The 24,460-nt window shown below is 67.0% G+C and carries 22 protein-coding genes; 11 read left to right on the forward strand and 11 right to left on the reverse strand.

The window, feature by feature from the left end; all coding sequences use genetic code 11:
- On the forward strand, positions 1-1,317 hold a 1,317-nt coding region (locus JHD80_RS09000), incomplete at its 5' end, for a TolC family outer membrane protein (protein WP_199086230.1).
- Between the two features lie 154 nt (positions 1,318-1,471).
- Positions 1,472-2,176 (forward strand): PopZ family protein, encoded by a 705-nt coding sequence (locus JHD80_RS09005; protein WP_349237238.1) that lies wholly within the window; start codon positions 1,472-1,474, stop codon positions 2,174-2,176.
- Between the two features lie 85 nt (positions 2,177-2,261).
- Here the strand turns inward: JHD80_RS09005 and JHD80_RS09010 are convergent, their stop codons facing one another.
- Together JHD80_RS09010 and JHD80_RS09015 are read right to left on the reverse strand one after the other, a co-directional pair.
- On the reverse strand, positions 2,262-2,492 hold the full coding sequence (locus JHD80_RS09010; RefSeq protein ID WP_199086232.1) for a hypothetical protein: 231 nt from the start codon (positions 2,490-2,492) through the stop codon (positions 2,262-2,264).
- A gap of 25 nt (positions 2,493-2,517) precedes the next feature.
- A complete protein-coding gene (locus tag JHD80_RS09015; RefSeq protein ID WP_199086233.1) occupies positions 2,518-3,003 on the reverse strand; it encodes a pyridoxamine 5'-phosphate oxidase family protein in 486 nt (161 codons plus the stop codon).
- A gap of 185 nt (positions 3,004-3,188) precedes the next feature.
- Here JHD80_RS09015 and dps point away from each other — a divergent pair, with 185 nt between their 5' ends.
- The 5 genes from dps to JHD80_RS09040 all read left to right on the forward strand — a co-directional run bounded on the left by dps (position 3,189) and on the right by JHD80_RS09040 (position 10,665).
- Entirely contained in the window at positions 3,189-3,716 is a 528-nt protein-coding gene (dps, locus tag JHD80_RS09020; protein ID WP_199086235.1) for a DNA starvation/stationary phase protection protein Dps, read from the forward strand.
- A gap of 282 nt (positions 3,717-3,998) precedes the next feature.
- Entirely contained in the window at positions 3,999-6,818 is a 2,820-nt protein-coding gene (locus JHD80_RS09025) for a valine--tRNA ligase (protein WP_199086243.1), read from the forward strand.
- A 306-nt stretch (positions 6,819-7,124) separates the two neighbouring features.
- Positions 7,125-7,706 (forward strand): YqaA family protein, encoded by a 582-nt coding sequence (locus JHD80_RS09030; protein ID WP_199086245.1) that lies wholly within the window; start codon positions 7,125-7,127, stop codon positions 7,704-7,706.
- 288 nt (positions 7,707-7,994) lie between these two features.
- On the forward strand, positions 7,995-9,725 hold the full coding sequence (gene ilvD / locus JHD80_RS09035; protein WP_199086247.1) for a dihydroxy-acid dehydratase: 1,731 nt from the start codon (positions 7,995-7,997) through the stop codon (positions 9,723-9,725).
- Positions 9,712-10,665, forward strand: a complete 954-nt coding sequence (locus tag JHD80_RS09040; protein ID WP_248311453.1) for a tetratricopeptide repeat protein — start codon at positions 9,712-9,714, stop codon at positions 10,663-10,665. The genes ilvD and JHD80_RS09040 overlap by 14 nt, the downstream gene beginning before the upstream one ends.
- 108 nt (positions 10,666-10,773) lie before the next feature.
- On the opposite strand, the gene xth is transcribed toward JHD80_RS09040, so the two are convergent.
- Entirely contained in the window at positions 10,774-11,553 is a 780-nt protein-coding gene (xth, locus tag JHD80_RS09045) for an exodeoxyribonuclease III (protein ID WP_199086249.1), read from the reverse strand.
- A gap of 126 nt (positions 11,554-11,679) precedes the next feature.
- Complete coding sequence (locus JHD80_RS09050; protein ID WP_199086251.1) at positions 11,680-12,123, reverse strand: BA14K family protein; 444 nt, start codon at positions 12,121-12,123, stop codon at positions 11,680-11,682.
- A 244-nt stretch (positions 12,124-12,367) separates the two neighbouring features.
- Here JHD80_RS09050 and JHD80_RS09055 point away from each other — a divergent pair, with 244 nt between their 5' ends.
- Positions 12,368-12,934, forward strand: coding sequence for a TIGR00645 family protein (locus JHD80_RS09055; RefSeq protein WP_199086253.1), 567 nt, complete (start codon positions 12,368-12,370; stop codon positions 12,932-12,934).
- A gap of 73 nt (positions 12,935-13,007) precedes the next feature.
- Here the strand turns inward: JHD80_RS09055 and trpE are convergent, their stop codons facing one another.
- Both trpE and JHD80_RS09065 read right to left on the reverse strand, forming a co-directional pair.
- Complete coding sequence (trpE, locus tag JHD80_RS09060) at positions 13,008-14,522, reverse strand: anthranilate synthase component I (RefSeq protein ID WP_199086255.1); 1,515 nt, start codon at positions 14,520-14,522, stop codon at positions 13,008-13,010.
- Positions 14,523-14,524: 2 nt separating this feature from the next.
- Entirely contained in the window at positions 14,525-16,438 is a 1,914-nt protein-coding gene (locus JHD80_RS09065) for a peptidylprolyl isomerase (RefSeq protein WP_199086257.1), read from the reverse strand.
- A 188-nt stretch (positions 16,439-16,626) separates the two neighbouring features.
- Here JHD80_RS09065 and tpiA point away from each other — a divergent pair, with 188 nt between their 5' ends.
- The 3 genes from tpiA (at position 16,627) to JHD80_RS09080 (ending at position 19,733) form a co-directional block, all read left to right on the forward strand.
- The gene (gene tpiA, locus JHD80_RS09070) at positions 16,627-17,391 is read left to right on the forward strand and encodes a triose-phosphate isomerase (RefSeq protein WP_199086259.1); all 765 of its coding nucleotides are present in this window, start codon (positions 16,627-16,629) and stop codon (positions 17,389-17,391) included.
- A 145-nt stretch (positions 17,392-17,536) separates the two neighbouring features.
- Positions 17,537-17,950, forward strand: coding sequence for a preprotein translocase subunit SecG (gene secG, locus JHD80_RS09075; RefSeq protein WP_199086330.1), 414 nt, complete (start codon positions 17,537-17,539; stop codon positions 17,948-17,950).
- A 154-nt stretch (positions 17,951-18,104) separates the two neighbouring features.
- A complete protein-coding gene (locus JHD80_RS09080) occupies positions 18,105-19,733 on the forward strand; it encodes a CTP synthase (RefSeq protein ID WP_199086261.1) in 1,629 nt (542 codons plus the stop codon).
- On the opposite strand, the gene JHD80_RS09085 is transcribed toward JHD80_RS09080, so the two are convergent.
- From JHD80_RS09085 to JHD80_RS09105, 5 genes are all read right to left on the reverse strand, one after another.
- Complete coding sequence (locus JHD80_RS09085) at positions 19,734-20,120, reverse strand: GFA family protein (protein WP_199086263.1); 387 nt, start codon at positions 20,118-20,120, stop codon at positions 19,734-19,736.
- A gap of 141 nt (positions 20,121-20,261) precedes the next feature.
- Complete coding sequence (locus JHD80_RS09090; RefSeq protein ID WP_199086265.1) at positions 20,262-21,023, reverse strand: ABC transporter ATP-binding protein; 762 nt, start codon at positions 21,021-21,023, stop codon at positions 20,262-20,264.
- Positions 21,020-22,009 (reverse strand): FecCD family ABC transporter permease, encoded by a 990-nt coding sequence (locus JHD80_RS09095; protein ID WP_199086331.1) that lies wholly within the window; start codon positions 22,007-22,009, stop codon positions 21,020-21,022. The genes JHD80_RS09090 and JHD80_RS09095 overlap by 4 nt, the downstream gene beginning before the upstream one ends.
- A 47-nt stretch (positions 22,010-22,056) precedes the next feature.
- A complete protein-coding gene (locus JHD80_RS09100) occupies positions 22,057-23,079 on the reverse strand; it encodes an ABC transporter substrate-binding protein (protein WP_199086267.1) in 1,023 nt (340 codons plus the stop codon).
- Positions 23,080-23,263: 184 nt separating this feature from the next.
- Positions 23,264-24,406, reverse strand: a complete 1,143-nt coding sequence (locus JHD80_RS09105) for an NAD(P)/FAD-dependent oxidoreductase (protein ID WP_199086333.1) — start codon at positions 24,404-24,406, stop codon at positions 23,264-23,266.
- Positions 24,407-24,460 lie beyond the last annotated feature (54 nt).

Here is a 24,460-nt window from a genome sequence, read left to right on the forward strand (position 1 = left end):
ATGGATGCCGCGCTCGCGCGGGCCTACTCTGCCAATCCGACGCTCAACGCGCAGCGCGCCTCCGTCCGCGCGACCGACGAGAACGTGCCGCAGGCGAAGGCGGGCTACCGTCCGCGCATCACGGCCTCGGCCGATATCGGCGCCAGCATCACTCAGCAGGAGATTCCTGCCCTCGCCAGCAGCTCGCCCTATCACACGACGGTCAATTCGCGCCTCGGGTCGCGTGGCGCCGGCGTCCAGATCGACCAGAACATCTTCGACTCCGGCAAGACCCGCAACTCGGTGAGCCAGTCCGAATCGCAGGTGCTCGGCGCGCGCGCCACGCTGCGCAACACCGAGCAGAACGTGCTGCTCGACGCCGCGACGTCCTACATGAACGTGCTGCGCGACACCGCGATCCTCAACCTCAACCGCAACAACGTCGAGGTTCTCGAGGAGCAGCTGCGCCAGACGCGTGACCGCTTCCAGGTCGGCGAAGTGACGCGTACCGACGTGGCGCAGGCGGAAGCCCGCCTGTCCTCGGCACGTTCCCAGGCGATTCTCGCCGAATCGAACCTCAAGACCTCGGTAGCGCGCTTTCGCCAGAACGTCGGCACCGAACCGCGCTCGCTGGCGCCTGGCCGCCCGGTCGAGGCTCTCCTGCCGAAATCACTGCCCGTCGCGCTGAACCAGGCGCTGTCGAATCATCCGGCCATCATCGCCTCGCTTCACGGCGTCGACGCCGCGGAACTGCAGGTGAAGGTCACGGAAGCCGATCTCTACCCGGTGGTGGGTGTGCGCGGCCTCGTTCAGCAGCGCTACGACAACCAGTATTACGGCGACCAGCGCTTCTCGGCCAGCCTCGTCGGCACGCTGACCATCCCGATCTACGAGGGTGGCCAGGTCTATGCCCGGACGCGCCAGGCCAAGGAAACGGCCGGCCAGCGTCGCATCGAGGTCGACACCCAGCGCGATACCGTGCGCGCCGCGGTCGTTTCCGCCTGGGGTGGGCTCGAAGCGGCCAAGGCCCAGATCATCGCCGCCCAGGCGCAGGTCGAGGCGGCGTCCACGGCTCTGTCCGGCGTCCGCGAGGAGGCCAAGGTCGGCCAGCGCACGACGCTCGACGTCCTCAACGCCCAGCAGGAGCTGGTGAGCGCCCGCTCGAGCCTCGTCGTCGCCCAGCGCGACCGGGTCGTAGCCTCCTATTCGGTGTTGTCCGCCATCGGCAAGCTCTCGGCCCAGTCCCTGAAGCTCAAGGCCGAGGTCTACGACGCCCGCGAGCATTACGAGCAGGTCCAGGGCAAGCTCTGGGGCACGCAGACGCCCGACGGCCGCTGAGCCTTCGCTCGCGGTTTCGCGCCGCGGGCATCGCACGCCGCGCCTCCGGCAGGACGCGGCGTTGACCCTCCCTCAGTCGCCGCATCGGAGCCCACGGGAAGGCGCCTGCCGCTTTCTCGCCCGGTGCTGGCGGGCAACAGGGTGGATTTCTCCTGTGGGAGAGCCGGTTGGCGCCTTGTCTGACATAGGTGCCGTGGAATACTGCGCTCTTGGAGCGGCGTTGATTCCATCGGCGCGCACGGTGTCGAACGGTCAGACTCTCATGAGCGCGCAAGCCAAGCCCAGCGAACCGTCGATGGAGGAAATCCTCGCCTCCATCCGCCGGATCATTTCGGACGATGAGAAGCCGGCCGAAGAGGCCGCGGCGCCGCAGGCCGCCCCGGAGCCCGAACCGATCGCCGCCATCGACGACGACGTCCTGGATCTCGGTGCCGAGGCCGCGCTGGTCGCAGCGCCGGAGCCGGCACCGGCTGCCGCGTTTGCCGAAGATTCCGATATCGCCTTTCTCGACGATCAGCCGGCCGCAGCACCGCAGCCGGCGCCATCCGCTGGGCCGGTGGAGCCGCCGCCGGCCGCTTACCAGCCCGCGCCGGAGCCTCGCCCCCAGCCGCAGCCCGCTTTCGCCGCGGCTCCGGACATGGCGAGCCTGCTGTCCGATCAGGCGAGCTCCGTCGTCACCAACGCCTTCGGCCAGCTCGCCTCGACCGTGCTCAGCAATAATGCACGGACGTTGGAGGATCTGGTCAAGGACATGCTGAAGCCGATGCTCAAGTCCTGGCTCGACGACAATCTCCCGAGCATGGTCGAGCGGCTGGTCCGGGCCGAGATCGAGCGCGTCGCGCGCGGCGGCCGCAGCTAAGGGCTCCGCCGATCCCACGCGAAAGCACCGCCATCCCGGATCAATCCGGAATGGCGGCGCCTTTCTTTGACGTGCGAAGCGAGTCTTATTTCGACGTTACGGCTCGCCGGCGTCGCGACGGCGCTGGCTTGCGCTCGAAGGCGCCCGCTTCCTTGAGGCGCATCAAGCCGTAGCCGGCCATGGCGAAAGCGGTGGCCGGCGCGCCGAGCCGGGAGACCAGCATCGTCAGCCCGACCGCGACCGGGCGGGGATAGCGGCCGGAGGCCGCTTCGACGGCGAACCAGGCGCCCAGGCCGTGAACCAAAAGTTTAATCATCGCATCCTGCTCGTCGGTTCGGGTTTCAGAGGGGAACCTTGCGGTTTTCGCCGAGATTGGGCTTGGTGCCGGTCAGGGCGGCGGCAGCCATCTTCACGCTGGTGACGATCTTGCCGGGGCTATCCCAGAACTCCGCCATGCTCGGCCGGACACGCAGCACGCAAATGTTAGGATCGTTCTCGTCGTCCCAGAAGGCGCGGTTGCTCGCATCCCAGAGGTCATGCACGCGCTGGCGGTCCTCCAGAACGGTCGCCGTCCCTGTCACGGAAAGATAGCGGTGGCCGCCGGTATCGGCGAAGGCGAGGCAGACATTGTCGTTGACCTGGATCTCGTCGTCCTTGTGGTGGCGGCGATCGGTCAGGAAGTAGATCGCGTCGTCGGCGCGCTCGCCATGGGCGTGCATCGGCCGGGCACGCAATTCGTCGCCCTGGCCGTCATGGGTCACGAGCATCGCGAACTTGATGGACTCGATGAGGTCCCAGACCCGCGTCTGGTCGTCGTGGTGAGACATTCCGCTCTCCCGCTGGCTGTCTTGAATGGCTGTTGGTCAAACGGGTCGCGAGGCGACTGGTTCCGTCCGGCGAGAATGCGGCCGGTGGGAACAGTGCCGCTGCTCGCGCGTATCAGGAAGGATTCGCCGGGATCGCCGGCTCCGGCAGTGATGCCGCCCATTCCTTTCCGATCCGAGGGTTTGCCATGGCCAAGACGACATCCAAGACAGCGCCGAAGAACTCGACCACGGCGAAGGTGGTCAAATCCAGCCGGGTCGATCTGGCCTCGAACACCAAGACCAAGGTCATCGGCCTGCTCAACGAGCGCCTCGCCGACGGCATCGATCTCTCGCTCGTCACCAAGCAGGCGCATTGGAACCTGAAAGGGCCGGGCTTCATCGGCATCCACCTGATGCTCGACGGCTTCCGCGATGAGCTCGACATCCATGTCGACACGGTCGCCGAACGCATCGCGCAGCTCGGCGGCATCGCCTTCGGCACGACGCAGACGACGGCGCAGTCCACCTCGCTCAAGCCGTATCCGACGGAGATCGTCTCGGTTCAGGACCATCTCGCCGCCCTGATCGAGCGCTATGCCGACACCGCCAACAAGGTGCGCGAGGCGATCGATGCGTCCGACGAGGCGGGCGATGCCGATACCGCAGATCTGCTCACCGCCTATTCCCGCATGCTCGACAAGTCGCTCTGGTTCCTGCAGTCCAACCTCGCCTGAGGGGCGATCGTCTTGTCATTCCGGGGCGCACCGCAGGTGCGAACCCGGAACCCACGACCTGGTGAGGCATGCGATGCGGAGTTGCAGCCGGCTCGCCCGGTCGTGGGTTCCGGGTTCTTCGCTTCGCGAAGCCCCGGAATGACAAGGGCGGCTCGAAGCCGCGCATCATCGAAAACGTTGACGCGCGGCCCGTGCATGGGCTCTTAAGGGCCGAGACCTTTTTGGCCCGTGATTTTTCCGGCCGGGGCAGGTTCCCCGGCCTTTCTGCGTTCGAGCGATGCGATGATGGACAAGACTTTCGAACCGGCCGCCGTCGAGGCCCGGATCAGCAAGGCCTGGGACGAGGCGCAGGCCTTCAAGGCGGGCAGGGGCGCGGCCCCAGGCGCCGAGCCCTATTGCATCGTGATCCCGCCGCCGAACGTCACCGGCTCGCTGCATATGGGTCACGCGCTCAACAACACGCTGCAGGACGTGCTCTGCCGCTTCGAGCGCCTGCGCGGCAAGGACGTGCTCTGGCAGCCCGGCACCGACCATGCCGGCATCGCGACCCAGATGGTCGTTGAGCGCAAGCTCGCCGCCGAGAACAAGACCGACCGCCGCAGCATGGGCCGCGAGGCTTTCCTCGCCGAGGTCTGGAAGTGGAAGGAGGAGTCGGGTGGCACGATCGTCAACCAGCTCCGCCGGCTCGGCGCCTCCTGCGACTGGTCGCGCGAGCGCTTCACCATGGACGAGGGGCTCTCGGCCGCCGTCCTCAAGGTCTTCGTCAGCCTGCACAAGCAGGGGCTGATCTACCGCGCCAAGCGCCTCGTGAACTGGGACCCCAAGTTCCAGACCGCGATTTCCGACATCGAGGTGCTGCAGGTCGAGAAGACCGGCACGTTCAAATGGCAGCGCGGCGGCGAGGAAGAATTCGACGCGGCCAAGCTCGACAAGGCCTTGAGCCGCGACCCGAACGGCCATCTCTACTATTTCAACTACCCGCTCGAAGGCGCGACCTACGACGCAGACGACGCCTCGACCTTCATCACCGTCGCGACGACGCGGCCGGAGACGATGCTGGGCGATACCGGCGTCGCGGTTCACCCCGAGAACGAGACGATCGGCCATCTGATCGGGCGCAAGGCGGTGCTGCCGCTGGTCGGCCGCGTCATCCCGATCTTCGGCGACGACTATGCCGACCCGGAGAAGGGCACCGGCGCGGTCAAGATCACGCCTGCCCATGATTTCAACGATTTCGAGGTCGGCAAGCGCCACCAGCTCGACGTCGTCAACATCCTCGACGGCGAGGCGCGCATCCTGCTCGCCGGCAACGAGGATTTCCTGGCCGGCGCCAAGCCGGAGGCCGAGACGCTTGCGCTCGACGGGCTCGACCGCTTCGTCGCCCGCCGCCGCGTCGTCGAGATGATGGCCGCGCGCGGCCTGCTCGTGAAGGTCGAGCCGAACACCCATACCGTCCCGCATGGCGACCGTTCCGATGTCGTGATCGAGCCCTGGCTCACCGATCAATGGTATGTCGACGTCAAGCCGCTGGCGCAGCGCTCGATCAAGGCCGTCCAGGACGGGCGCACGAAGTTCACGCCCGAGAACTGGACCAAGGTCTTCTACGACTGGCTGGAGAATATCGAGCCCTGGTGCGTCTCGCGCCAGCTCTGGTGGGGCCACCAGATCCCGGCCTGGTACGGGCCGGATGGCGAGGTCTTCGTCGCCGAGTCGGAGGCCGAGGCGCAGACGCTCGCCATGGCGCATTACGGCGACACCGTCGCGCTGACGCGCGACGAGGACGTGCTCGATACCTGGTTCTCCTCGGCGCTCTGGCCGTTCTCGACGCTGGGCTGGCCCGAGCAGACCGCCGAGCTGAAGCACTATTACCCGACGGCGACGCTCGTCACCGCCTTCGACATCATCTTCTTCTGGGTCGCCCGGATGATGATGATGGGCCTCAACGTCATGGACGCGGTGCCGTTCAAGGACGTCTACATCCACGCCATCGTTCGCGACGAGAAGGGCGCGAAGATGTCGAAGTCCAAGGGCAACGTCATCGATCCGCTGACGCTGGTCGACAAATACGGCGCCGACGCCCTGCGCTTCACGCTGTCGGCCATGGCCGCGCAGGGGCGCGACATCAAGCTCAGCACGCAGCGCGTCGAGGGCTATCGCAACTTCGCGACCAAGATCTGGAACGCGGCGCGCTTCGCGGAGCTGAACGGCTGCGCCCGCGCCGAGGGCTTCGATCCGGCCAGCGTCAAGCAGCCGCTCAACCGCTGGATTCTCAGCGAGGCGGCACAGGCCGCCGAGGAGATCGCGGCCGGCATCCCGAGCTTCAGGTTCAACGAGGCGGCGGGCGCGGCCTATCGCTTCGTCTGGAACCAGTTCTGCGACTGGTATCTCGAACTCGCCAAGCCGGTGCTGCAGGGCGAAGGCGTCGATGCTGCGGCCCGCGCCGAGACGCAGGCGACGGTCGCTTACGTCATCGACCTGATCTGCCAGCTCCTGCACCCGTTCATGCCGTTCCTCACAGAGGAGCTCTGGGCGCAGAAGGCCGAGGCCGGCGCGCCGCGCAAACTCGCGGCTGGCGATGCCTCGCTGGTCTGCCTGACCCGCTGGCAGGACCTCTCGGGCCTCAAGGATGCAGCGGCCGAGGCGGAGATCGGCTTCGTCGTCGACCTGATCTCGGATATCCGCTCGGTGCGCTCGGAAGTGAACGTGCCGGCCGGAACGCAGGCCCCGCTCGTCCTCGTCAACGCCTCAGATGCGACGCGCGCGACGATCGAGAGCTGGCGGCCGATGATCGAGCGCCTCGCCCGCGTCTCCGACATTGCTTTCGAGACGGCGGCACCGGCCCAGTCGGCCCAGATCATCGTGCGTGGCGAGGTCGCGGCGCTGCCGCTCGCCGGGCTGATCGATCTCGATGCCGAACGCTCCCGCCTGACCAAGGAACTGGCCAAGCTCGACCAGGACATCGCGGTCGTCGAGAAGAAGCTCGGCAACCCCGATTTCATGGCCCGCGCGCCGGAGGAGATCGTCGAGGAGAATCGCGAGCGCAAGGCGGCGGCCGAGGCCCGCAAGATCAAGGTCGCCGAGGCCCTGACGCGGCTCAGCTGAGCCGCTGGCGTGGGCATTCATCGGTATCGCCGTCATGCTCGGGCTTGACCCGAGCATCTCCTGCCGAAGGAGGCTCGTGCGCCTCCCGTCTTGAGATTCTCGGGTCAAGCCCGAGAATGACGCTCTGTCACGCGCCGGAATGACGGTTTTAAGGTGGGTAACGACGCATTCCGGTCACGCCCGTGTCGTCAAATTGACGCTGATCCAAGAGAGGACTGGCATTCTCTCGCGGACCCCGCTTAGATGCGCCCGACGCAATTCCGCCATGCAGAAGCGTGGCGGCCAAGGACCGGCTGTTCAGAACCCATGCTCAAGCGAGCCTATGACTGGTGCGTTTCCTACGCCTCCCATCCTGCGGCCCCGTGGCTGCTCTTCGGCATCACCTTCATCGAAAGCTCGTTCAGCCCGCTGCCGCCGATCCCGCTGCTGATTCCGATGTGCATCGCCCGGCCTGACCGGGCCTGGTTCTATGCCGGGATCTGCTCGCTCGGCGCGGTGCTCGGCGGCTATCTCGGCTATGCCATCGGCGCTTTGCTCTACGAGTCGGTCGGCGCCTGGCTGATCGGCATCTACGGCCTGCAGGACAAGGCCGCCAGCCTGATCGCCACCTCGCAGGACTACTGGTTCTGGGTGCTCGTCACCAAGGGGCTGACGCCGATCCCGTTCAAGATCGTCACGATCATGTCCGGCTTCCTGCATTTCGACCTGTGGAAGTTCACGATCGGCATGGTCGTCTCGCGCGCGACCTTCTTCCTGATGATCGCGGTGGCGCTGCGCTTCTACGGCGACGACATACGCATCTTCATCGAGAAGCACCTGCCGATGGTGGCGCTGGCGCTGCTCGTGGTTGTGGTCGGCGGATTCTTCGTGCTGCCGATGGTGCTCTGAGCGCCGTTACGTCATCAAGGCGTCCGAAGTTTTGTGACATCGGCGCAACACCCGGATGGGAACGGTGTCCGGCACCGCCCCGGCAGCCACAATCGCCGCGAAGCCGCCACAAACGAAGCCCAGCAAAACACTGCGTTAAGTGCCTGAGATATATCGAAATCAGGTGTAACGCGCGGAGCTCGGCAGGGTTCCGGACGTTTTTCGGGTTTTCGGGGGCGTGATTGCTCCGGGCAGGCATGGCGTGGCACATCTTCGCGCCGTGCTGGTCGGGGGACAGGGCGAGTGGCGATGGACGGGCGTGTGTACGACAAGTCGAGGCTGCCGAGCCGCCATGTGAGCGTCGGCCCGGCCAAGGCCCCGCACCGTTCATATTATTACGCGATGGGCATGACCGCGAAGCAGATCGCGCAGCCCTTCGTCGGCGTCGCCTCCTGCTGGAACGAGGCTGCCCCCTGCAACATCTCGCTGATGCGCCAGGCCCAGGCCGTGAAGAAGGGCGTCGCCTCCGCCGCCGGCACGCCGCGCGAGTTCTGCACCATCACCGTCACCGACGGCATCGCCATGGGCCACCAGGGCATGAAGTCGTCGCTCGCCTCGCGCGAGGTCATCGCCGATTCGGTCGAACTGACCATGCGCGGCCATTGCTACGATGCGCTGGTCGGCCTCGCCGGCTGCGACAAGTCGCTGCCCGGCATGATGATGGCGATGGTGCGCCTCAACGTGCCTTCGATCTTCATCTATGGCGGCTCGATCCTGCCCGGCAATTTCAAGGGCCGTCCGGTCACCGTGCAGGATGTGTTCGAGGCCGTCGGCAAGCATTCGGTCGGCGCGATGTCGGACGAGGACCTGAAGGAGCTCGAGGAAGTCGCTTGCCCCTCGGCCGGGTCCTGCGGCGCCCAGTTTACCGCCAACACCATGGCGACCGTCGCCGAGGCGATCGGCCTGGCGCTGCCCTATAGCTGCGGGGCGCCGGCGCCCTACGATGTCCGCGACACCTTCTGCTACACCGCCGGCGAGATGGTGATGGAGCTGATCGCCCGGAACATCCGCCCGCGCGACATCGTCACCCGCAAGGCGCTGGAGAATGCCGCGATGGTCGTCGCCGCCACCGGCGGCTCGACCAATGGCGCGCTGCACCTGCCGGCGATCGCGCATGAATGCGGCATCGATTTCGACCTGTTCGAGGTCGCCGAGATCTTCAAGAAGACGCCCTATATCGCCGACCTGAAGCCGGGCGGAAAATACGTCGCCAAGGATATGTTCGAGGTCGGCGGCATCCCGCTGGTGATGAAGAGCCTGCTCGATGCTGGCTACTTGCACGGCGACTGCATGACCGTCACCGGCCGCACCATCGCCGAGAACATGGCTTCGGTGAAGTGGAACGACCAGCAGGACGTGGTCTACCGCGCCGACAAGCCGATCACGGTCACCGGCGGCGTCGTCGGCCTGCAGGGCAATCTGGCGCCGGAAGGCGCGATCGTGAAGATCGCCGGCATGCCGGAGGATCAGCTCGTCTTCACCGGCCCCGCCCTCTGCTTCGACCGCGAGGAAGACGCCTTCGAGGCGGTCAAGAACCGGACGTACAAGGAAGGCGACGTGCTCGTCATCCGCTACGAGGGCCCCAAGGGCGGCCCCGGCATGCGCGAGATGCTGTCGACCACCGCCGCCCTTTACGGCCAGGGCATGGGCGACAAGGTCGCGCTCATCACCGACGGCCGATTCTCGGGCGCGACCCGGGGCTTCTGCGTCGGCCATGTCGGGCCTGAAGCCGCCGTCGGCGGCCCGATCGGCCTGATCCGCGACGGCGACATCATCGAGCTCGACGCCATCACAGGAAAGCTCGCAGTCCGCCTTTCTGATGCCGAACTTGAAGCGCGTCGTAAGGACTGGAAACCGCGGAAGACCGACTACAATTCCGGCGCGCTGTGGAAATACGCGCAGACGGTCGGCTCCGCCAAAGGCGGCGCCGTCACCCACCCAGGAGGGGCGGCCGAAACCCATTGCTATGCGGATATCTAGCTCGATCATAGCTTGCCTGTTCCTGATGCTCGGCGGCCAGCAGGTCGTCCTGGCGCAGGACTTTTCAGGCGCGAAGCCGCTGCTGCCGCCGCGCGCCATTCCGGGCGGGGCGCTGCCGGAGCCGGAGGATTCCGTCCCGGGTGCTGGCGCCGCGACCGTTACTCCCGGCCCCGATACGCCGACCGCTCATACGGCGCTGCCCCTCGTGCCCTTCACCAGCGCGCGCGACGCGCTGAAGGCCTGGATGCGCGACTCGACCGCGGGCAACAAGGTAGGGGCCGTCCGCGCGCTCGAATACGCGGCGTCGCAGGGCCATCTCACGGCGCAGTACAAGCTCGGCCGGATGTATGCCGGCGGCGAAGGCGTTCCCGCCAATGATCTCAAGGCCTTCGAGTATTTCTCGAAGATCGCCGACGAGAATGCCGATGCCATGCCCGGGACGGCCGATGCCCGGCTCGTCGGCAGCGCCTTCGTGGCGCTGGGCAACTATTTCTCGGACGGCATCAAGGGCAGCTATGTGAAGCCCAATCCCGACCGGGCCTTCGACATGTTCCACTATGCCGCCTCCTATTTCGGCGACCCGGACGGCCAGTACAACCTCGCCCGCCTCTACATGACCGGGCAGGGCGCCAGCCGCGATCCGCGCCAGGCGGCACGCTGGATGAAGCTCGCGGCCGAGAAGGGCCATGCGCCGGCCCGCGCCGCCTTCGGCGAGATGTTGCTGCGCGGCGGCGAGGGCGTGCCGCGCCAGCCGGTGCTGGGCCTGATGTGGCTCGCCATGGCCCGCGAGGGCGCCGATCCGGCCCGCGAGGCCTGGATCATCGAGCGGCATGACATCGCCTTCGCAGCCGCCTCGGCCAACGACCGTTCAGCGGCATTGGCCCTGATCGAACGCCAGCATCTGGTCAACTCGCGCAACGGTGCCGCGCCTCAGAACTGAGGCGAGTAGGCGTCATTCTCGGGCTTGACCCGAGAATCTCATGACGAGAGAGCACTGGGTTCCGAGATGCTCGGGTCGAGCCCGAGCATGACGGCTTCCTTGTAGGCCTCAATGCAAGTCGATCATCACCGGGACATGGTCCGAGGGCTTCTCCCAGCCGCGGACATGCTTGGCGATCTTCACGCCCGAAAGCCTGTCCGCCGCCTGCGGCGAGAGCAGGAGGTGGTCGATGCGGATGCCGTTGTTCCGCTGCCAGGCGCCGGCCTGATAGTCCCAGAATGTATAGAGCCCGGATGCGTCGGTCGTGCTGCGCAGGGCCTCGGTCAGGCCGAGGTTCAGGAGCCCGCGGAAGGCTGCGCGCGTCTGCGGCAGGAACAGCGCATCGCTGACCCAGGCGGCCGGGTCGCGGGCGTCGCGCGGCTCGGGAATGACATTGTAGTCGCCGGCCAGCACCAGCGGCTCCTCATGCTCCATCAGCATCCGCGCATGGGCGGTCAGGCGATGCATCCAGCCGAGCTTGTAGGGGTATTTCTCGGTATTGGGCGGGTTGCCGTTGGGCAGGTAGATCGAGGCGACGCGGACCACGCCGTCGCCGAGCGGCAGCACGCCCTCCAGATAGCGCGCCTGCTCGTCGCCATCGTCGCCCGGCAAGCCGCGCCGGACATCCTCCAGCCGCGAGCGGCTCAGGATCGCGACGCCGTTGAAGGTCTTCTGCCCGTGCGTCTCGACCTGCCAGCCGGCGGCCTCGATCTCGGCGCGCGGGAAATCGGCGTCCACGCACTTGATCTCCTGCAGGCAGAGCGCATCGGGCTCGGCCTCTTTCAGAAAATCGAGGAGATGGCCGAGGCGCTGCCTGACCGAATTGACGTTCCAGGTGGCGATCCGCACGAGACGCTCCGATTCAGACGAGCTGCAGGATAAGCGGCACGGTGGCGGCCAAGGCAAGACCGCAAACGAAAAACTCCCCGCATGGCTGCGGGGAGTCCTTGTCTGCGATCGCTCTGTCGCCTGCTGTCAGGGGCAGGCGCGGACGACGCCGCCAGCGGCGATATATGTTCCGGTCTCCGGGTTGTAGCTGCGGAAGCGGCGCGAGCAGTAGGCGACGGCATCGGTATCCTCGACGCTGTAGCCATAGGCGCGCGGCACCGGCCGGGCATAGACCACCGGCGGCGCGACATAGACCGGCTCCGGCTCGTAATAGACGGCCGGCGGCGGGGCGGCCAATGCGCCGGCGGCGAGCGCGCCGCCGAGGATGCCGGCCGCGATGCCGGCGCCGACCGCGGGACCCCGGCGATAATAGCCGTAGCGGCGATAGTACTGCACGTTCTGGACGAGATCGCTGCCGGGCCGTGCGGTCGCGACGGCAGAGGCCGCGGGCGCCAGCGGGGCAGCCGAGGCCGGAAGGGCGAGTAGGGCACCGCCGGCAAGGGCGGCAGCGACGGCGAGCGTCCTGATCATGTCGAAACTCCTCTGCGAGACCTAGCGAGCGGAACTCCGCATGTTCCCCCGTTTGGATTCGAATGTAGCGGTCCCGTGACCACAGGGGAAGCTAGCAGTCAATCCGGGCATAAATAGGCCGTCACGCTGCCGTCGCTTTTGCCCGCGAAAGCAACGCAAAGGCTGCTTGCACAGACGGGATTTCCCCTCCATCTAGCGTTGCATCCGCCAATCGACATGTTTTCAGAAGGATCGGAACCCGACCATGGCGCAACCGCGCGACCCGTCCGCCCAACTGGGCCCGATGAAGCCGCTGCCGGCCCTGATCTTCAGCTCGCGCTGGCTGCAGCTGCCGCTCTATATCGGCCTCATCGTGGCGCAATGCGTCTATGTCTTCCTGTTCCTCAAGGAACTCTGGCACCTCGTCACCCACGCCTTCGATTTCAGCGAGCAGCAGATCATGCTGGTCGTGCTCGGGCTGATCGATGTGGTGATGATCTCGAACCTGCTGATCATGGTCATCGTCGGCGGCTACGAGACCTTCGTCTCGCGTCTGCGGCTCGAGGGCCATCCCGACCAGCCGGAATGGCTGAGCCACGTCAACGCCAGCGTACTCAAGATCAAGCTCGCCATGGCGATCATCGGCATCTCGTCGATCCATCTGCTCAGGACCTTCATCGAGGCCGGCAATATCGGCGGGCTCGGCCGGACGACGAACTACACCGAATCCGGCGTGCTGCTGCAGACGCTGATCCATGTCGTCTTCATCCTCTCGGCCATCGGCATCGCCTGGGTCGACCGGATGACGGCGCACCCCAGCAAGGCGCATTGATTAAGGCTCGCTGAAACACAAACGCCCCGCCTGACCGGCGGGGCGTTTTGCATTCGGGCCGTCCCCGTGGGGCTTACTGGCCGCGCCCGGTGCGGGCGGCGAACCGGATCGCTTCCTCGGCGGCCCGGAACAGGGCCTTGGCCTTGTTGATGCACTCCTCCTGCTCGGAGGCCGGGTTCGAATCGTAGACGATGCCGGCGCCGGCCTGGACGTGCATGCGCCCGTCTTTGACCACCGCCGTGCGCAGCACGATGCAGGTATCCATCTCGCCATTGGCACCGAAATAGCCGATGCAGCCGGCATAGGCGCCGCGCGCATCGCGCTCCAGCTCGTCGATGATCTCCATCGCCCGGACCTTCGGCGCGCCCGAGACCGTCCCGGCCGGGAAGCCGGCGATCAGGGCGCCGAGCGAATCATGCTTCGGGTCGATCCTGCCTTCGACGTTCGAGACGATGTGCATCACCTGGCTATAGCGCTCGATGAAGAACGAATCGGTGACCTTGACCGTGCCGATCTCGGCGACGCGGCCGACATCGTTGCGCCCGAGATCGAGCAGCATCAGGTGCTCGGCGCGTTCCTTCGGATCGGCCAGCAGTTCCTCGGCCAGGGCATTGTCCTCGGCCTCGGTCGCGCCGCGCCGCCGCGTCCCGGCGATCGGCCGGATCGTGACCGTGTCGTCGCGCAGGCGCACCAGGATCTCGGGGCTCGAGCAGACGATCTGGAAATCGCCGAAGTCGAGATAGCAGAGGAAGGGCGCCGGATTAACCCGCCGCAGCGCCCGGTAGAGCGCGAAGGGCGGCAGTGCGAACGGCGCCTCGAAGCGCTGCGACAACACGACCTGGAAGATGTCGCCAGCGCGGATGTATTCCTTCGCCTTGTCGACCATCTCCAGATACTCGGCTTCGCTCGTGTTAGAGGTGGTGACCGGCTCGGGCAGGTTGGCGATGTCGATCTCGGCCTCGGCGGGGAGGGCGCCTTCCAGCGCCTGCACCACGGCGTCCAGACGCTCCTGCGCCCGCTCATAGGCATGGCGCGCGCCGACGCCGGGCATGTGCCGGACGGGCGTCACGACATGGATCTCGTCGCGCACCGAGTCGAACACCACCATCAGCGTCGGCCGCGTCAGGATGGCGTCGGGCACGCCGGTGCCGGTTTCCTTCGGTTCCGGCAGGCGCTCCATCAGGCGCACCATGTCGTAGCCGAGATAGCCGAACACGCCGGACGCCATCGGCGGCAGCCCCTCGGCTTCCGGAATAGCGCTTTCTTCCAGCAGCGCGCGCAGGCTTTCGAAGGCCGGGCGCGGATCGTCGAGGAAGGTCTCGCCCAAAGCCGTCCGGCAGAGCGAGGCCTGCCCGTGATGGCAGCGCCAGATCAGGTCGGGCTCCAGCCCGATCATCGAATAGCGGCCGCGCACGGAGCCGCCCTCGACGGATTCGAGCAGGAAGGCCGGGCCGGTCGTGGCATGGCGCAGCTTCAGGAAGGCGGCGACCGGCGTCTCGCAATCGCCGACCAGCACCTGCCGCAGCAATTGCGGCGCGCCGGTCTCGTAGATCTGCGCGAAGCGCTCGAAATCCGGAAGCGGCTGCATCGTCAGTTCTGCGCCCCGCCTGTCGCGTTGCGGAAGGCGGCCTCGTTGATGCTGACGCCGAGCTCGGCCTGCCGCTTCGCGACATATTGCAGCATGATGTCCTCGCCGACGCTTTGCGAGAGCAGGCGCTCGAAATTGCCGGCTTCCTGCGTCGTGCGGACATAAGGCGCGACGGTCGCCGAATCGACCTTGAACAGGATGCGCCCGCCATCCGGCGTGGCGGCGGAACCGCTCTTGCCAGCGGCGGTGCCGAAGACCTGGGCGACGACCGTGCCCGGCAGTTCGGGGCGCTGGTCCTGCCGGCCGAGATCGGCGGCGGTCTCGATGGTCAGCCCGGCCGAAGCCGCGACCACGTCGAAGCTCTCGCCCTTGTCGAGCCGCTCGCTGAGCTCGCGCGCCTTGGCCGAGAGCTTCGCGGACGTCTCGTCGGCGCGCCACTGCGTCTCGACCTCGGCCTTGACCTCGTCGAAGCTCCGCTCGCGTGCGGGATCGATCTTGGTGATGTCGAACCAGACATAGCCGGTGTCGCGGGGCAGGCGGATCGCCTCGTTGTCGACGCCGATATCCGAGCGGAAGATCGCCTGCAGCGTCGGGTCGCCGCCCGGCAGCGCCTCTTCGCGCGAGCCGTCGGGCTTGCCGAGGCCGGCATTCATCGGGCCGGCCATGCGCAGCTTCAGGTCGAGGTCCTTGGCGATCTCGGCAAGCGGCTTGGCGGAGGCGCGCTGGTCCTCGATCTTGTCGTGGAGCTCGGTGACCTGGGTGGCGGCGCGGCTCGTCGCCAGCTCCTGCTTCACCTCGGCCGCGACCTCCTCGAACGGGCGCACATGCGCGCCGTCGACCTTGGTCACGCGCAGCAGCACCGTGCCGAAGGCGCCCTTGACCGGCGCGCTGACGGCGCCTTCCTCGAGCCCGAAGGCGGCGTCGCGCACGACGGGGTCGACCATCTGCGCGCGGGTGAAGGTGCCCAGCGTCAGGTCGTTGAAGGCGACGTTCCGCTCGGTCGCGATCTCGTCGAAGGTTTCACCGCCGTCGATCTTGGCCTTGGCGGCCTTGGCGTCCTCTTCGTTCGGGAACAGGATCTGCTGCACGGTGCGCGTCTCGACCGTGGTGAAGCGCTGGGCCTTCGTCGCCTCGTAGCGCGCCTTGGCCTCTTCGTCGCTGATCTTGGCGGGATCGGCGAGCGTCTCCGCGGTGATCGAGAGGATGGCGGCCGTCCGGTATTCCGGCGCGCGGAAGGCGATCTTGCGGTCGTTGAAGAAGGTCTTGAGCTGGTCCTCGCTGGGCGCCGCGATCTCGCCGGCGGCGCTGGCGGGCATGCGGGCGAACGTGATCGAGCGCTTCTCGTTGCGCAGGCGGCTGCCGATCTCCTGCAGCGCGACCGGCGCGGTCAGCGCTCCGACGACCATCTCCGAGAGCTGCTGGCGCAGGATCGTCGAGCGCTGGAGTGCGACATAGCTCTGCTCGGTATAGCCGTTCGAGCGCAGCAACTCGTTGAAGCGGGCCGGCGAGAACTGGCCGGCGGCGTCGCGGAAGACCTGGTCGTCGAAGATCAGGTTGCGAATGGTGTCGTCGGAGACGGCGAGCCGCATGCCCTGCGCCGTCTGGTCGAGCGTCGACTCGGTGAGCAGGCGGGAGAGCACCTGCCGGTCGAGGCCGAGCGCACGCGCCATCTCCGGCGAGATCTGCCGGCGCTGCTGGCGGATCAGGTTCTGGATCTCGTTCTGATAGGCCGTCCGCATCTGCTCGACGCCGATCTCGGCCTTGCCGATCTTGGCGACCTCGTTGCGGCCATAGCCGCGGAAGATGTCGCCGACGCCCCAGATCGCGAAGGCGAGGATCAGGACGCCGAACAGGACACTGATGACGAGCTTGCCGAGCAAACCCTGACTCGCCTTGCGGATGCCCTGCATCATCATGGAAGCTGTCTTTCCCTGAACCTGTTCGTGGCGCGGAAACATGCCCGCACGCGTATTTTCCGGCGCTGCTTATAGGAACCGGCGGCGAAAGCCGCAATCGCCGTCGCGCTTCCGTGCGCAGTTGCACGCGATTGCGGCGCCGGCCGGGCGTTGCTAGAGCCGGGGCAGCGAATTTTCGGAGGATCGACGTGACGCGCAGCATCAAGCCGCTGGTGGCGGGCAACTGGAAGATGAACGGGCTGAAAGCCGACCTCGCCATCGCGGCCGAGGTGGCCAGGGGCTACGACGCCGCGCTGAAGCCGGCCGTCGACCTCGCCATCTGCCCGCCCGCCAGCCTGCTGTTCACGGCGACCGCGGCGCTGATCGGCTCGCGCATCGCGACCGGCGGGCAGGATTGCAGCACGCAAAGCTCCGGCGCCTTCACCGGCGAAATCTCCGCCGCGATGCTTGCCGACGCCGGCGCAAGCTTCTGCATCGTCGGCCATTCCGAGCGCCGCACGCTGCATGGCGAGACCAATGCCACGGTCAAGGCCAAGGCCGAAGCCGCGCAGAAGGCGCTGCTGGTGCCGATCGTCTGCGTCGGCGAGACCAGGGACGAGCGCGAGGCCGGCAAGGCGCTTGCCGTCGTCAAGAAGCAGTTGCGCGGCTCCGTGCCCGAGGGCGCGACGCCCGCGACGCTCGTCGTCGCCTATGAGCCGGTCTGGGCGATCGGCACCGGCCTGACGCCGACCGCGGCCGATGTTGCCGAGATGCATGCGGCGATCCGCGCCGAGCTCGGCCGCCTGCTCGGCAAGCAGGCCGCTGCCGGCGTGCGCCTGCTCTATGGCGGCTCGGTGAAGCCCTCGAACGCCGCCGAATTGATGAATGTCGCCAATGTCGACGGCGCGCTCGTCGGCGGCGCCAGCCTCAAGGCCGAGGAATTCCTGGCGATCGCCCGGGCCTGTTCCATCTGAACACGCATTGCGTGAATAGGCCGGCGCGCAGGGGTGGCGCTGCCGGTCCACGCATGTTATGTGCCGCGCCGAATTCGCCTCGATCTTCGAGGAGGAGCGGGTGGCCCTTGGCGGCGGCCCGCGCCATGCCCATTTTCGTGAGACCATGCAGAACGTTCTCATCGTCATCCACCTGATCATCGTCGTCGCGCTCGTCGGCGTCGTGCTGCTGCAGCGCTCCGAAGGCGGCGGCCTCGGCATGGGCTCCGGTGGCGGAGGCGGCGTCGGCGGCTTTATGACCGGCCGCGGCCAGGCCAATGCCCTGACCCGCGCTACCGCGATTCTCGCCGGCCTGTTCTTCCTGACCTCGATCGTGCTGGCCGTGATGGCGACGCGCGGCCGCGTGCAGCGCTCGATCATCGACGGCGCGCCTGCGACCTCCGCCCCGGCCACGCCTGGCGCGCCTGCGGGTCCGAGCGCCCCGAATGCCGGCGGCGTCCTCGATCAGCTGCGCCAGATGCAGAACCAGAATCAGGGCGGCGCCCAGCCGCCGACGCCGCCAGCGGCGCCGCAGCAGTAAGACAGGGTACGGGCCGGGAAACCGGCCCTTCTCTTTTGAGTTGGGAGAGGCCGGGCGACCGGCCTTCTCTTTTGTGGACAAGCGCGCAGGGCAAGGCGGGACTGCTCAGAACGCGCTTAGCGAATCGAACCCGTGGCGATAGAGGTGACCTCCCATGACGCGGTATGTTTTCATCACCGGCGGCGTGGTGTCCTCGCTTGGCAAAGGCCTGGCGGCGGCGGCTCTCGCAGCCCTTCTCCAGGCACGCGGCCATACGGTCCGCCTGCGCAAGCTCGACCCCTACCTGAATGTCGATCCGGGCACGATGAGCCCGTATCAGCACGGCGAGGTCTTCGTCACCGATGACGGCGCCGAGACCGACCTCGATCTCGGCCATTACGAGCGCTTCACCGGCCGGCCCTGCAACAAGGGCGACAACATCACCACCGGCCGCATCTACATGGACATCCTGACCAAGGAGCGCCGGGGCGACTATCTCGGCGCGACCATCCAGGTCGTCCCGCATGTCACCAATGCCATCAAGGAATTCATCCTCACCGGCAACGAGGGCTACGACTTCACGCTGGTCGAGATCGGCGGCACGGTCGGCGATATCGAGAGCCTGCCCTTCCTGGAAGCCATCCGCCAGACCAACCAGCAGCTCCCGCGCGGCCAGTGCATTTTCGTGCACCTGACGCTGCTGCCCTATATCCCGACCGCCGGCGAGTTGAAGACCAAGCCGACCCAGCATTCGGTCGCCGAGCTGCGCTCGATCGGCATCCAGCCCGACATCCTGCTCTGCCGCACCGACCGCGAAATCCCGCGCGAGGAGCGCCGCAAGCTCGCGCTGTTCTGCAATGTCCGCGAAACCGCCGTGATCGAGGCCCGCGACGTCGCCTCGATCTATGACGTGCCGCTCTCCTACCATGCCGAGGGGCTCGACACCGAGGTGCTCGCCGCCTTCGGCATGGACGCCAAGCCCGAGCCGGACGTCACCGGCTGGAAGCGCATCTCCGATCGGGTGAAGAACCCGGAGGGCGAGGTCACCATCGCCGTCGTCGGCAAATATACCGGCATGAAGGACGCCTATAAGTCCCTCATCGAGGCGCTGACCCATGGTGGCATCGCCAACAACGTGAAGGTCAATCTCGACTGGATCGAGTCCGAGGTCTTCGAGAAGGAGGACCCGGCGCCCTTCCTCGAGCATGTCCACGGCATCCTCGTGCCCGGCGGCTTCGGCCATCGCGGCGCCGAGGGCAAGATCAAGGCGGCGACCTTCGCGCGCAACCGGAAGGTGCCGTATTTCGGCATCTGCTTCGGCATGCAGATGGCGGTGATCGAGGCGGCGCGTTCGCTCGCCGGCATCGAGAACGCCAATTCGACCGAATTCGGCCCGACCGAAGAGCCGGTCGTCGGTTTGATGACCGAGTGGATGCGTGGCAACGAGTTGGAAGAGCGCGCGGCCGGCGGCAATCTCGGTGGCACGATGCGGCTTGGCGCCTATGCCTCGACGCTGGCGGCCGGCTCGAAGATCGCCGCGATCTACGGCTCGACCGAGATCTCCGAGCGCCATCGCCACCGCTACGAGGTGAACATGGGCTATCGCGAGAAGCTGGAGGCGAAGGGCCTGCGCTTCGCCGGTCTCTCGCCCGACGGCCTGCTGCCCGAGACGGTCGAATATCCCGACCATCCCTGGTTCATCGGCGTGCAGTACCATCCCGAGCTGAAGTCGCGTCCGTTCGAGCCGCACCCGCTCTTCGCCAGCTTCATCGAGGCGGCGAAGGCTCAGAGCCGTCTGGTCTGATCAGCCCTCGTCGAGCTGCACCGTCGCCCAGGGCAGGCGGTGCTGCTCGAACACTTCCTTGCCCGGTCCGGGAAAATCCGGGTCGGCGAAGGCGCCGATCGCGACCGCGACCATCTCCGGCTTGCGCGACGGCTCCCAGAACAGCGTGCTCCCGCAAACCGGGCAGAAATGGTGGAGCACGCGATGGCCGCTATCGGCCGGGCGCTCGTAATCACTGAAGCGCCCGGAAACGACTAAGGCTTCGCGTCCGAAGAAGGCCGCGACGCCATAGGCGCTGCCCGTCCGTCGCTGGCACTCGCGGCAATGGCAGAGCGCGACGAGCGCCGGATCCCCCGTGCAGGTGATGCGCAATTGCCCGCAACTGCAGCGGGCTTTCCGGGTCTTCATCGGGCACGTCCTCCTTCAGAGCATTTCCGGTTTTATCTGGATCGGAGGCTTTTCGCCCGCCGTCGCCCCGCCTTTCGGCTATCGGGCTGATGCCGTCGCCACGCCGGAAAGGGTCTGTGGCCGCATCGACGAGCGGTCTGATCAGCGCAGGTAGTGGATATGCGGCCTTTGGTGATGGGGCGAGGTCTCGATGCGGGCCTCGACCGAAAAGACGTCGCGCAGGAGAGCCTCGGTGATCACGACATCCGGAGCGCCCGATGCCACGATCTTTCCCTGCTCCATGACGATGATCGCGTCGCAGAACATCGCGGCGTGATTGAGATCGTGGAGGGCGACGACGCTGGTGATCGGCAGGCCCGCGACCAGTTTCAGCACGCCGATCTGGTGCTGGATGTCGAGATGGTTGGTCGGTTCGTCGAGGATCAGCTCGGTCGGCGTCTGCGCGAGCGCCCTGGCGATATGCGTGCGCTGCTTCTCGCCGCCCGACAGGCTCTGCCAGCGGTCGCCGCGCCGGTCCTGCAGGCCGGCGCGCAGAAGCGCCTCGTCCACGGCGCGGTCGTCCGCATGGGTCCAGCGCGATAGCCAGGAGCGATGCGGGAATCGTCCGAGGCGGACGATGTCGGCGATGCGGAGATTGGCGCTGGTGGTGGCATGCTGCTCGACGAAGGCGACGCGGCGCGCTACGGCCCGGGCGCCCAGCGACGCGAGGTCGCTGTCGCCCAGCAGCACGCGGCCCGATTGCGGGCGCTTCAGGCCGGTCAGCAGGCGCAGCAGCGAGGTCTTGCCGGAGCCGTTGGGGCCGAGCAGACCGAGCATCCGGCCGGGTTCCGCGACGAAGGAGACGCCATCGACGATGGTCTTGCTGCCGATCCGCCACACCAGGTTCTCAGCCGTGATGCTCATACGGCACGCTGCAAGCGGTAGAGGATGATCGAGAAGAACGGCACGCCAACAAGCGCCGTGACGACGCCGATCGGCAGCACCTGCTGCGGGATCAGGGCGCGCGAGGCGACATCCGCCAACACCATGAAGACCGCGCCGATCAGCATGCAGGCCGGCAGAAGCCGGACATGGAGCGGCCCGACCAAGGCGCGCGCCGTGTGCGGCACGATCAGGCCGACGAAGCCGATGGAGCCGACCATGCTGACGATGGTCGCGGTCATCATCGCGGTGAGGGCGAAGAGCACGATACGCGCCCGGTCGACATTGACGCCGAGCGAGGCTGCGGTCTCGTCGCCGAAGGCGAAGGTGTCGAGCGTCCTGGCATAGCAGAGGCAGGCAACGAGCCCGATGCTGACGACGACGGAGACCAGCATGAATTCCGGCCAGCGCACGCCGCCGAAGCTGCCGAGCAGCCAGAACATCACGTCGCGCGCCTGCTGGGCGTTGCCGGATGTGGTGACGATATAGGAGGTCGTTGCGTTGAAAAGCTGGGACGCCGCGACGCCCGCCAGGATCGTGCGATCGGCGCCGCCGCGCGTGCCGTTCGACAGCAGCGCGACGAAGCAGAACGCCGCGAAGGCGCCGAGGAACGCGCCGCCGGACAGCGAGAGAACGCCGCCGCCCAGGCCCAGGATGATGATGGCGACCGCGCCAGTCGATGCGCCCGCGGAGATGCCGAGCACATAGGGCTCCGCCAGCGGGTTGCGCAGCAGCGATTGCATGATCGCGCCCGACAGCGCGAGACCGGCGCCGCAAAAGGCGGCGACCAGCGCGCGGCTCAAGCGGTAATCCCAGATCACCGTCTCGTAGACGCGATCGATCTCGACCGTCGTCCAGCCGAGCCGGTTGGTGATCGCGGTGAAGGTCGTGCCGAGGGGGATCGGCAGGTCGCCGATCCCGGTGCTGAGCCCGATGGCAAGCCCGATCGCCACCAGCGAGGCCAGCATCAGGCCGGCGAAGACGGCCTTGCCTTCGAGGGCGCCCTGTTCCGGGGTCACTTGAGCAGGCCGAGCGCTTTCAATTGCTGCGCGACCTGCTCGGCGCCATAGACGGTTCGGACGCCGGGGTTCATCGCCTGGCCATCCATGACCACGATGGCCTTGTTCCTGACGGCCGCAAGCTGGCTGACGGCCGGGTCCGTGGTCAGGAACCTGATCTTGGCCTCCGGCTTGTCGAGCTCCCAGCGGTTACGATCGAGGCTGGCGACGACGATGACGTCCGGCTTGGCAGCGATGATGCTCTCCCAGCCCAGCGTCGGCCACTCGGCCTCGGCGCCGATGGCATTGCGGCCGCCGAGCAGGTTGGCGATGAAGCCGGACGCGCCGTTCTTGCCGCCGAGATAGGCATCGGCGGAGGGGGAGGGGCTGGAGAACCAGAAGACGTAGGAGAGCTTCTTGTCGCCCGGCGTCACGCCGGCACGCAGCGCCGCCTCGCGCGCCTTGAAATCGCCGATCAGGGCCTGGCCGCGATCCGCGACGTCGAAGATCCGGGAGAGCTCGTCGATCTCCTGATAGAGCACCTCCGTGCTCCAGAGCTGGGCACGGCTGCCATAGGCGTCCTTGCTGCCCTTCGTCTCCAGGCAGGTGCTGGGCGAGAGATAGCTGGGAACGCCGACGCGCTCGAAATCCTCGCGCTTGGCGACCTTGCTGCTCGGGCCGAGCAGGGTCGGAAGCGCCGCGGCGACGAAATCGGGCCTCTCGGCGAGCATGCTCTCGAAGGTGGGGAATTCCACGGTCAGGAGCTTCACCTTGGCATTGGCTTCGGCAAGCTGCGGCAGGACCTTGCTCGGCCAGAAGGCCGTGCCCGCCATCCTGTCCTGCAGACCGAGCAGCAGCATGATCTCGGCGCTGTTCTGGCCGAGTCCGATGGCGCGCTGCGGCGCTTTCTGGAAGGTGACCTTCGCCCCGCAATTGTCGAGAGTCAGCGGATAGCTCGTTGGCGCCGCCGCAAGCGGATTCGTCAGTCCGCCCGCGGCGCAAACCGCAAGTGCGACCAAGAGCGATTTGAAGTGGCCCACGCGTTGTTTCCAGCAAATGTTGCCTGTGCAGCGAGCTCTTAACGACCCCGCGCGGGAAGGGCTAGCCGAGCCGCAAACATTATAAATATTCTAAATTTCTGAGCTGCTTTACTTGAGCGTGCGCTGATCCTTCAGCGCTACGAAGCCTACCGGGTCTGCTCGAAGCTCTGAGCGGTCGGCGCTTTCAAGCTGCGGCCGGGCTTCGGCCGTTTTTCGCGTCGGCGAAGCGCTCGATCCGGAAGTCGTGGAGCGGGATGTCCGTCGTGCCCGTCGCGATCAGCTCGGCCATCGTGTCGCCGACACCGGGCCCGAGCTGGAAGCCGTGCCCGCTGAAGCCGAAGGCATGGAATAGACCCGGCGTGGTGCTGGACGGGCCCATGACCGGCAGCATGTCGGCGAGATAGCCTTCGCAGCCCGACCAGGTGCGGATCACCGAGACATTTTCCAAGGCCGGCAGGAGCTGCATCAGGGCGCGAAGCTGCGCCGGCAGCCGCGCCGGATCGGCCTTGGCGTAGCCGGGCTCGAGGGGGACGTTCACCCGTTCGGCCGCGCCGCCGAAGACGATATTGCCGCGCTCGACCTGACGGAAATAGGCGTCGGTCCCATGCCGGCGGGTCCAGATGCCGACGACCGGCAAGATGCGATGGTGTATGGGTTCGGTCACGCCCATCTGCGGCCCACGCGGGGTAAGCGGCACCGGCTCATCGAATTGCGCGGCGATCCGCATCCCCCAGGCGCCGGCCGTATTGAGCAGCTTTCCGGCCTCAAACACCCCCTTCGACGTCGTGACGCGGAAGCCTGCCTCGGTTTTCTCGATGCTGCCGACCTCGCACTCCTCAACGATCTCCGCGCCGAGCCGGCTGGCTGCATCGGCGAAGGCTGGCGCGATCAGGCGCGGGTTCCCGGAGCCGTCATTCGGGGAAAAGGAGGCCGCGATCGCTCCGGGGCCGAGACCGGGAAAGCGCGCCCGGATCTCGTTGGCGCCGAACTCCTCGAGCTCGAGGCCCCAGGGCCGTGCGGCGTCGGCATAGGCGCGCATATCCGCCAGAGCATCCTCGTCGAAGATCAGGCGGAGATGGCCGGTCGCGCGGAACTCCACGTCGCGGCCGAGCAGGTGCTCGGCCTCGCCCCAAAGGCTCAGGGAGCGATGCGCCAGCGGCAATTGCGTGAGATGGCGCCCGGTCCGGCGGATATTGCCGAAGGAGGCAATGGTGGCGCCCGTTCCGACACGGTTGCGTTCGATCAGCGTGACCGTGAGGCCGCGCCGCCGCAGGAAAAAGGTTGCGGCGGTCCCCATCAGCCCGCCGCCGAGCACGATCACATCCATGTCCAGCCTCTTGCCGTACAGGCGGCAAATATCCGTGTCGCCGAACCTGACCTG

The organism is Allobosea sp. ASV33 (assembly GCF_016428755.1).
Taxonomy (GTDB): domain Bacteria; phylum Pseudomonadota; class Alphaproteobacteria; order Rhizobiales; family Beijerinckiaceae; genus Allobosea.

Bases quoted from the DNA above. Each gene is read 5' to 3' on its own strand.
- JHD80_RS09010 (WP_199086232.1), bottom strand. From the start codon at position 2,492: ATGATTAAACTTTTGGTTCACGGCCTGGGCGCCTGGTTCGCCGTCGAA.
- JHD80_RS09015 (WP_199086233.1), bottom strand. From the start codon at position 3,003: ATGTCTCACCACGACGACCAGACGCGGGTCTGGGACCTCATCGAGTCC.
- dps (WP_199086235.1), top strand. From the start codon at position 3,189: ATGGCCAAGACGACATCCAAGACAGCGCCGAAGAACTCGACCACGGCG.
- JHD80_RS09025 (WP_199086243.1), top strand. From the start codon at position 3,999: ATGATGGACAAGACTTTCGAACCGGCCGCCGTCGAGGCCCGGATCAGC.
- JHD80_RS09030 (WP_199086245.1), top strand. From the start codon at position 7,125: ATGCTCAAGCGAGCCTATGACTGGTGCGTTTCCTACGCCTCCCATCCT.
- ilvD (WP_199086247.1), top strand. From the start codon at position 7,995: ATGGACGGGCGTGTGTACGACAAGTCGAGGCTGCCGAGCCGCCATGTG.
- JHD80_RS09040 (WP_248311453.1), top strand. From the start codon at position 9,712: ATGCGGATATCTAGCTCGATCATAGCTTGCCTGTTCCTGATGCTCGGC.
- JHD80_RS09050 (WP_199086251.1), bottom strand. From the start codon at position 12,123: ATGATCAGGACGCTCGCCGTCGCTGCCGCCCTTGCCGGCGGTGCCCTA.
- JHD80_RS09055 (WP_199086253.1), top strand. From the start codon at position 12,368: ATGGCGCAACCGCGCGACCCGTCCGCCCAACTGGGCCCGATGAAGCCG.
- trpE (WP_199086255.1), bottom strand. From the start codon at position 14,522: ATGCAGCCGCTTCCGGATTTCGAGCGCTTCGCGCAGATCTACGAGACC.
- JHD80_RS09065 (WP_199086257.1), bottom strand. From the start codon at position 16,438: ATGATGATGCAGGGCATCCGCAAGGCGAGTCAGGGTTTGCTCGGCAAG.
- secG (WP_199086330.1), top strand. From the start codon at position 17,537: ATGCAGAACGTTCTCATCGTCATCCACCTGATCATCGTCGTCGCGCTC.
- JHD80_RS09080 (WP_199086261.1), top strand. From the start codon at position 18,105: ATGACGCGGTATGTTTTCATCACCGGCGGCGTGGTGTCCTCGCTTGGC.
- JHD80_RS09085 (WP_199086263.1), bottom strand. From the start codon at position 20,120: ATGAAGACCCGGAAAGCCCGCTGCAGTTGCGGGCAATTGCGCATCACC.
- JHD80_RS09090 (WP_199086265.1), bottom strand. From the start codon at position 21,023: ATGAGCATCACGGCTGAGAACCTGGTGTGGCGGATCGGCAGCAAGACC.
- JHD80_RS09095 (WP_199086331.1), bottom strand. From the start codon at position 22,009: ATGCTGGCCTCGCTGGTGGCGATCGGGCTTGCCATCGGGCTCAGCACC.
- JHD80_RS09105 (WP_199086333.1), bottom strand. From the start codon at position 24,406: ATGGATGTGATCGTGCTCGGCGGCGGGCTGATGGGGACCGCCGCAACC.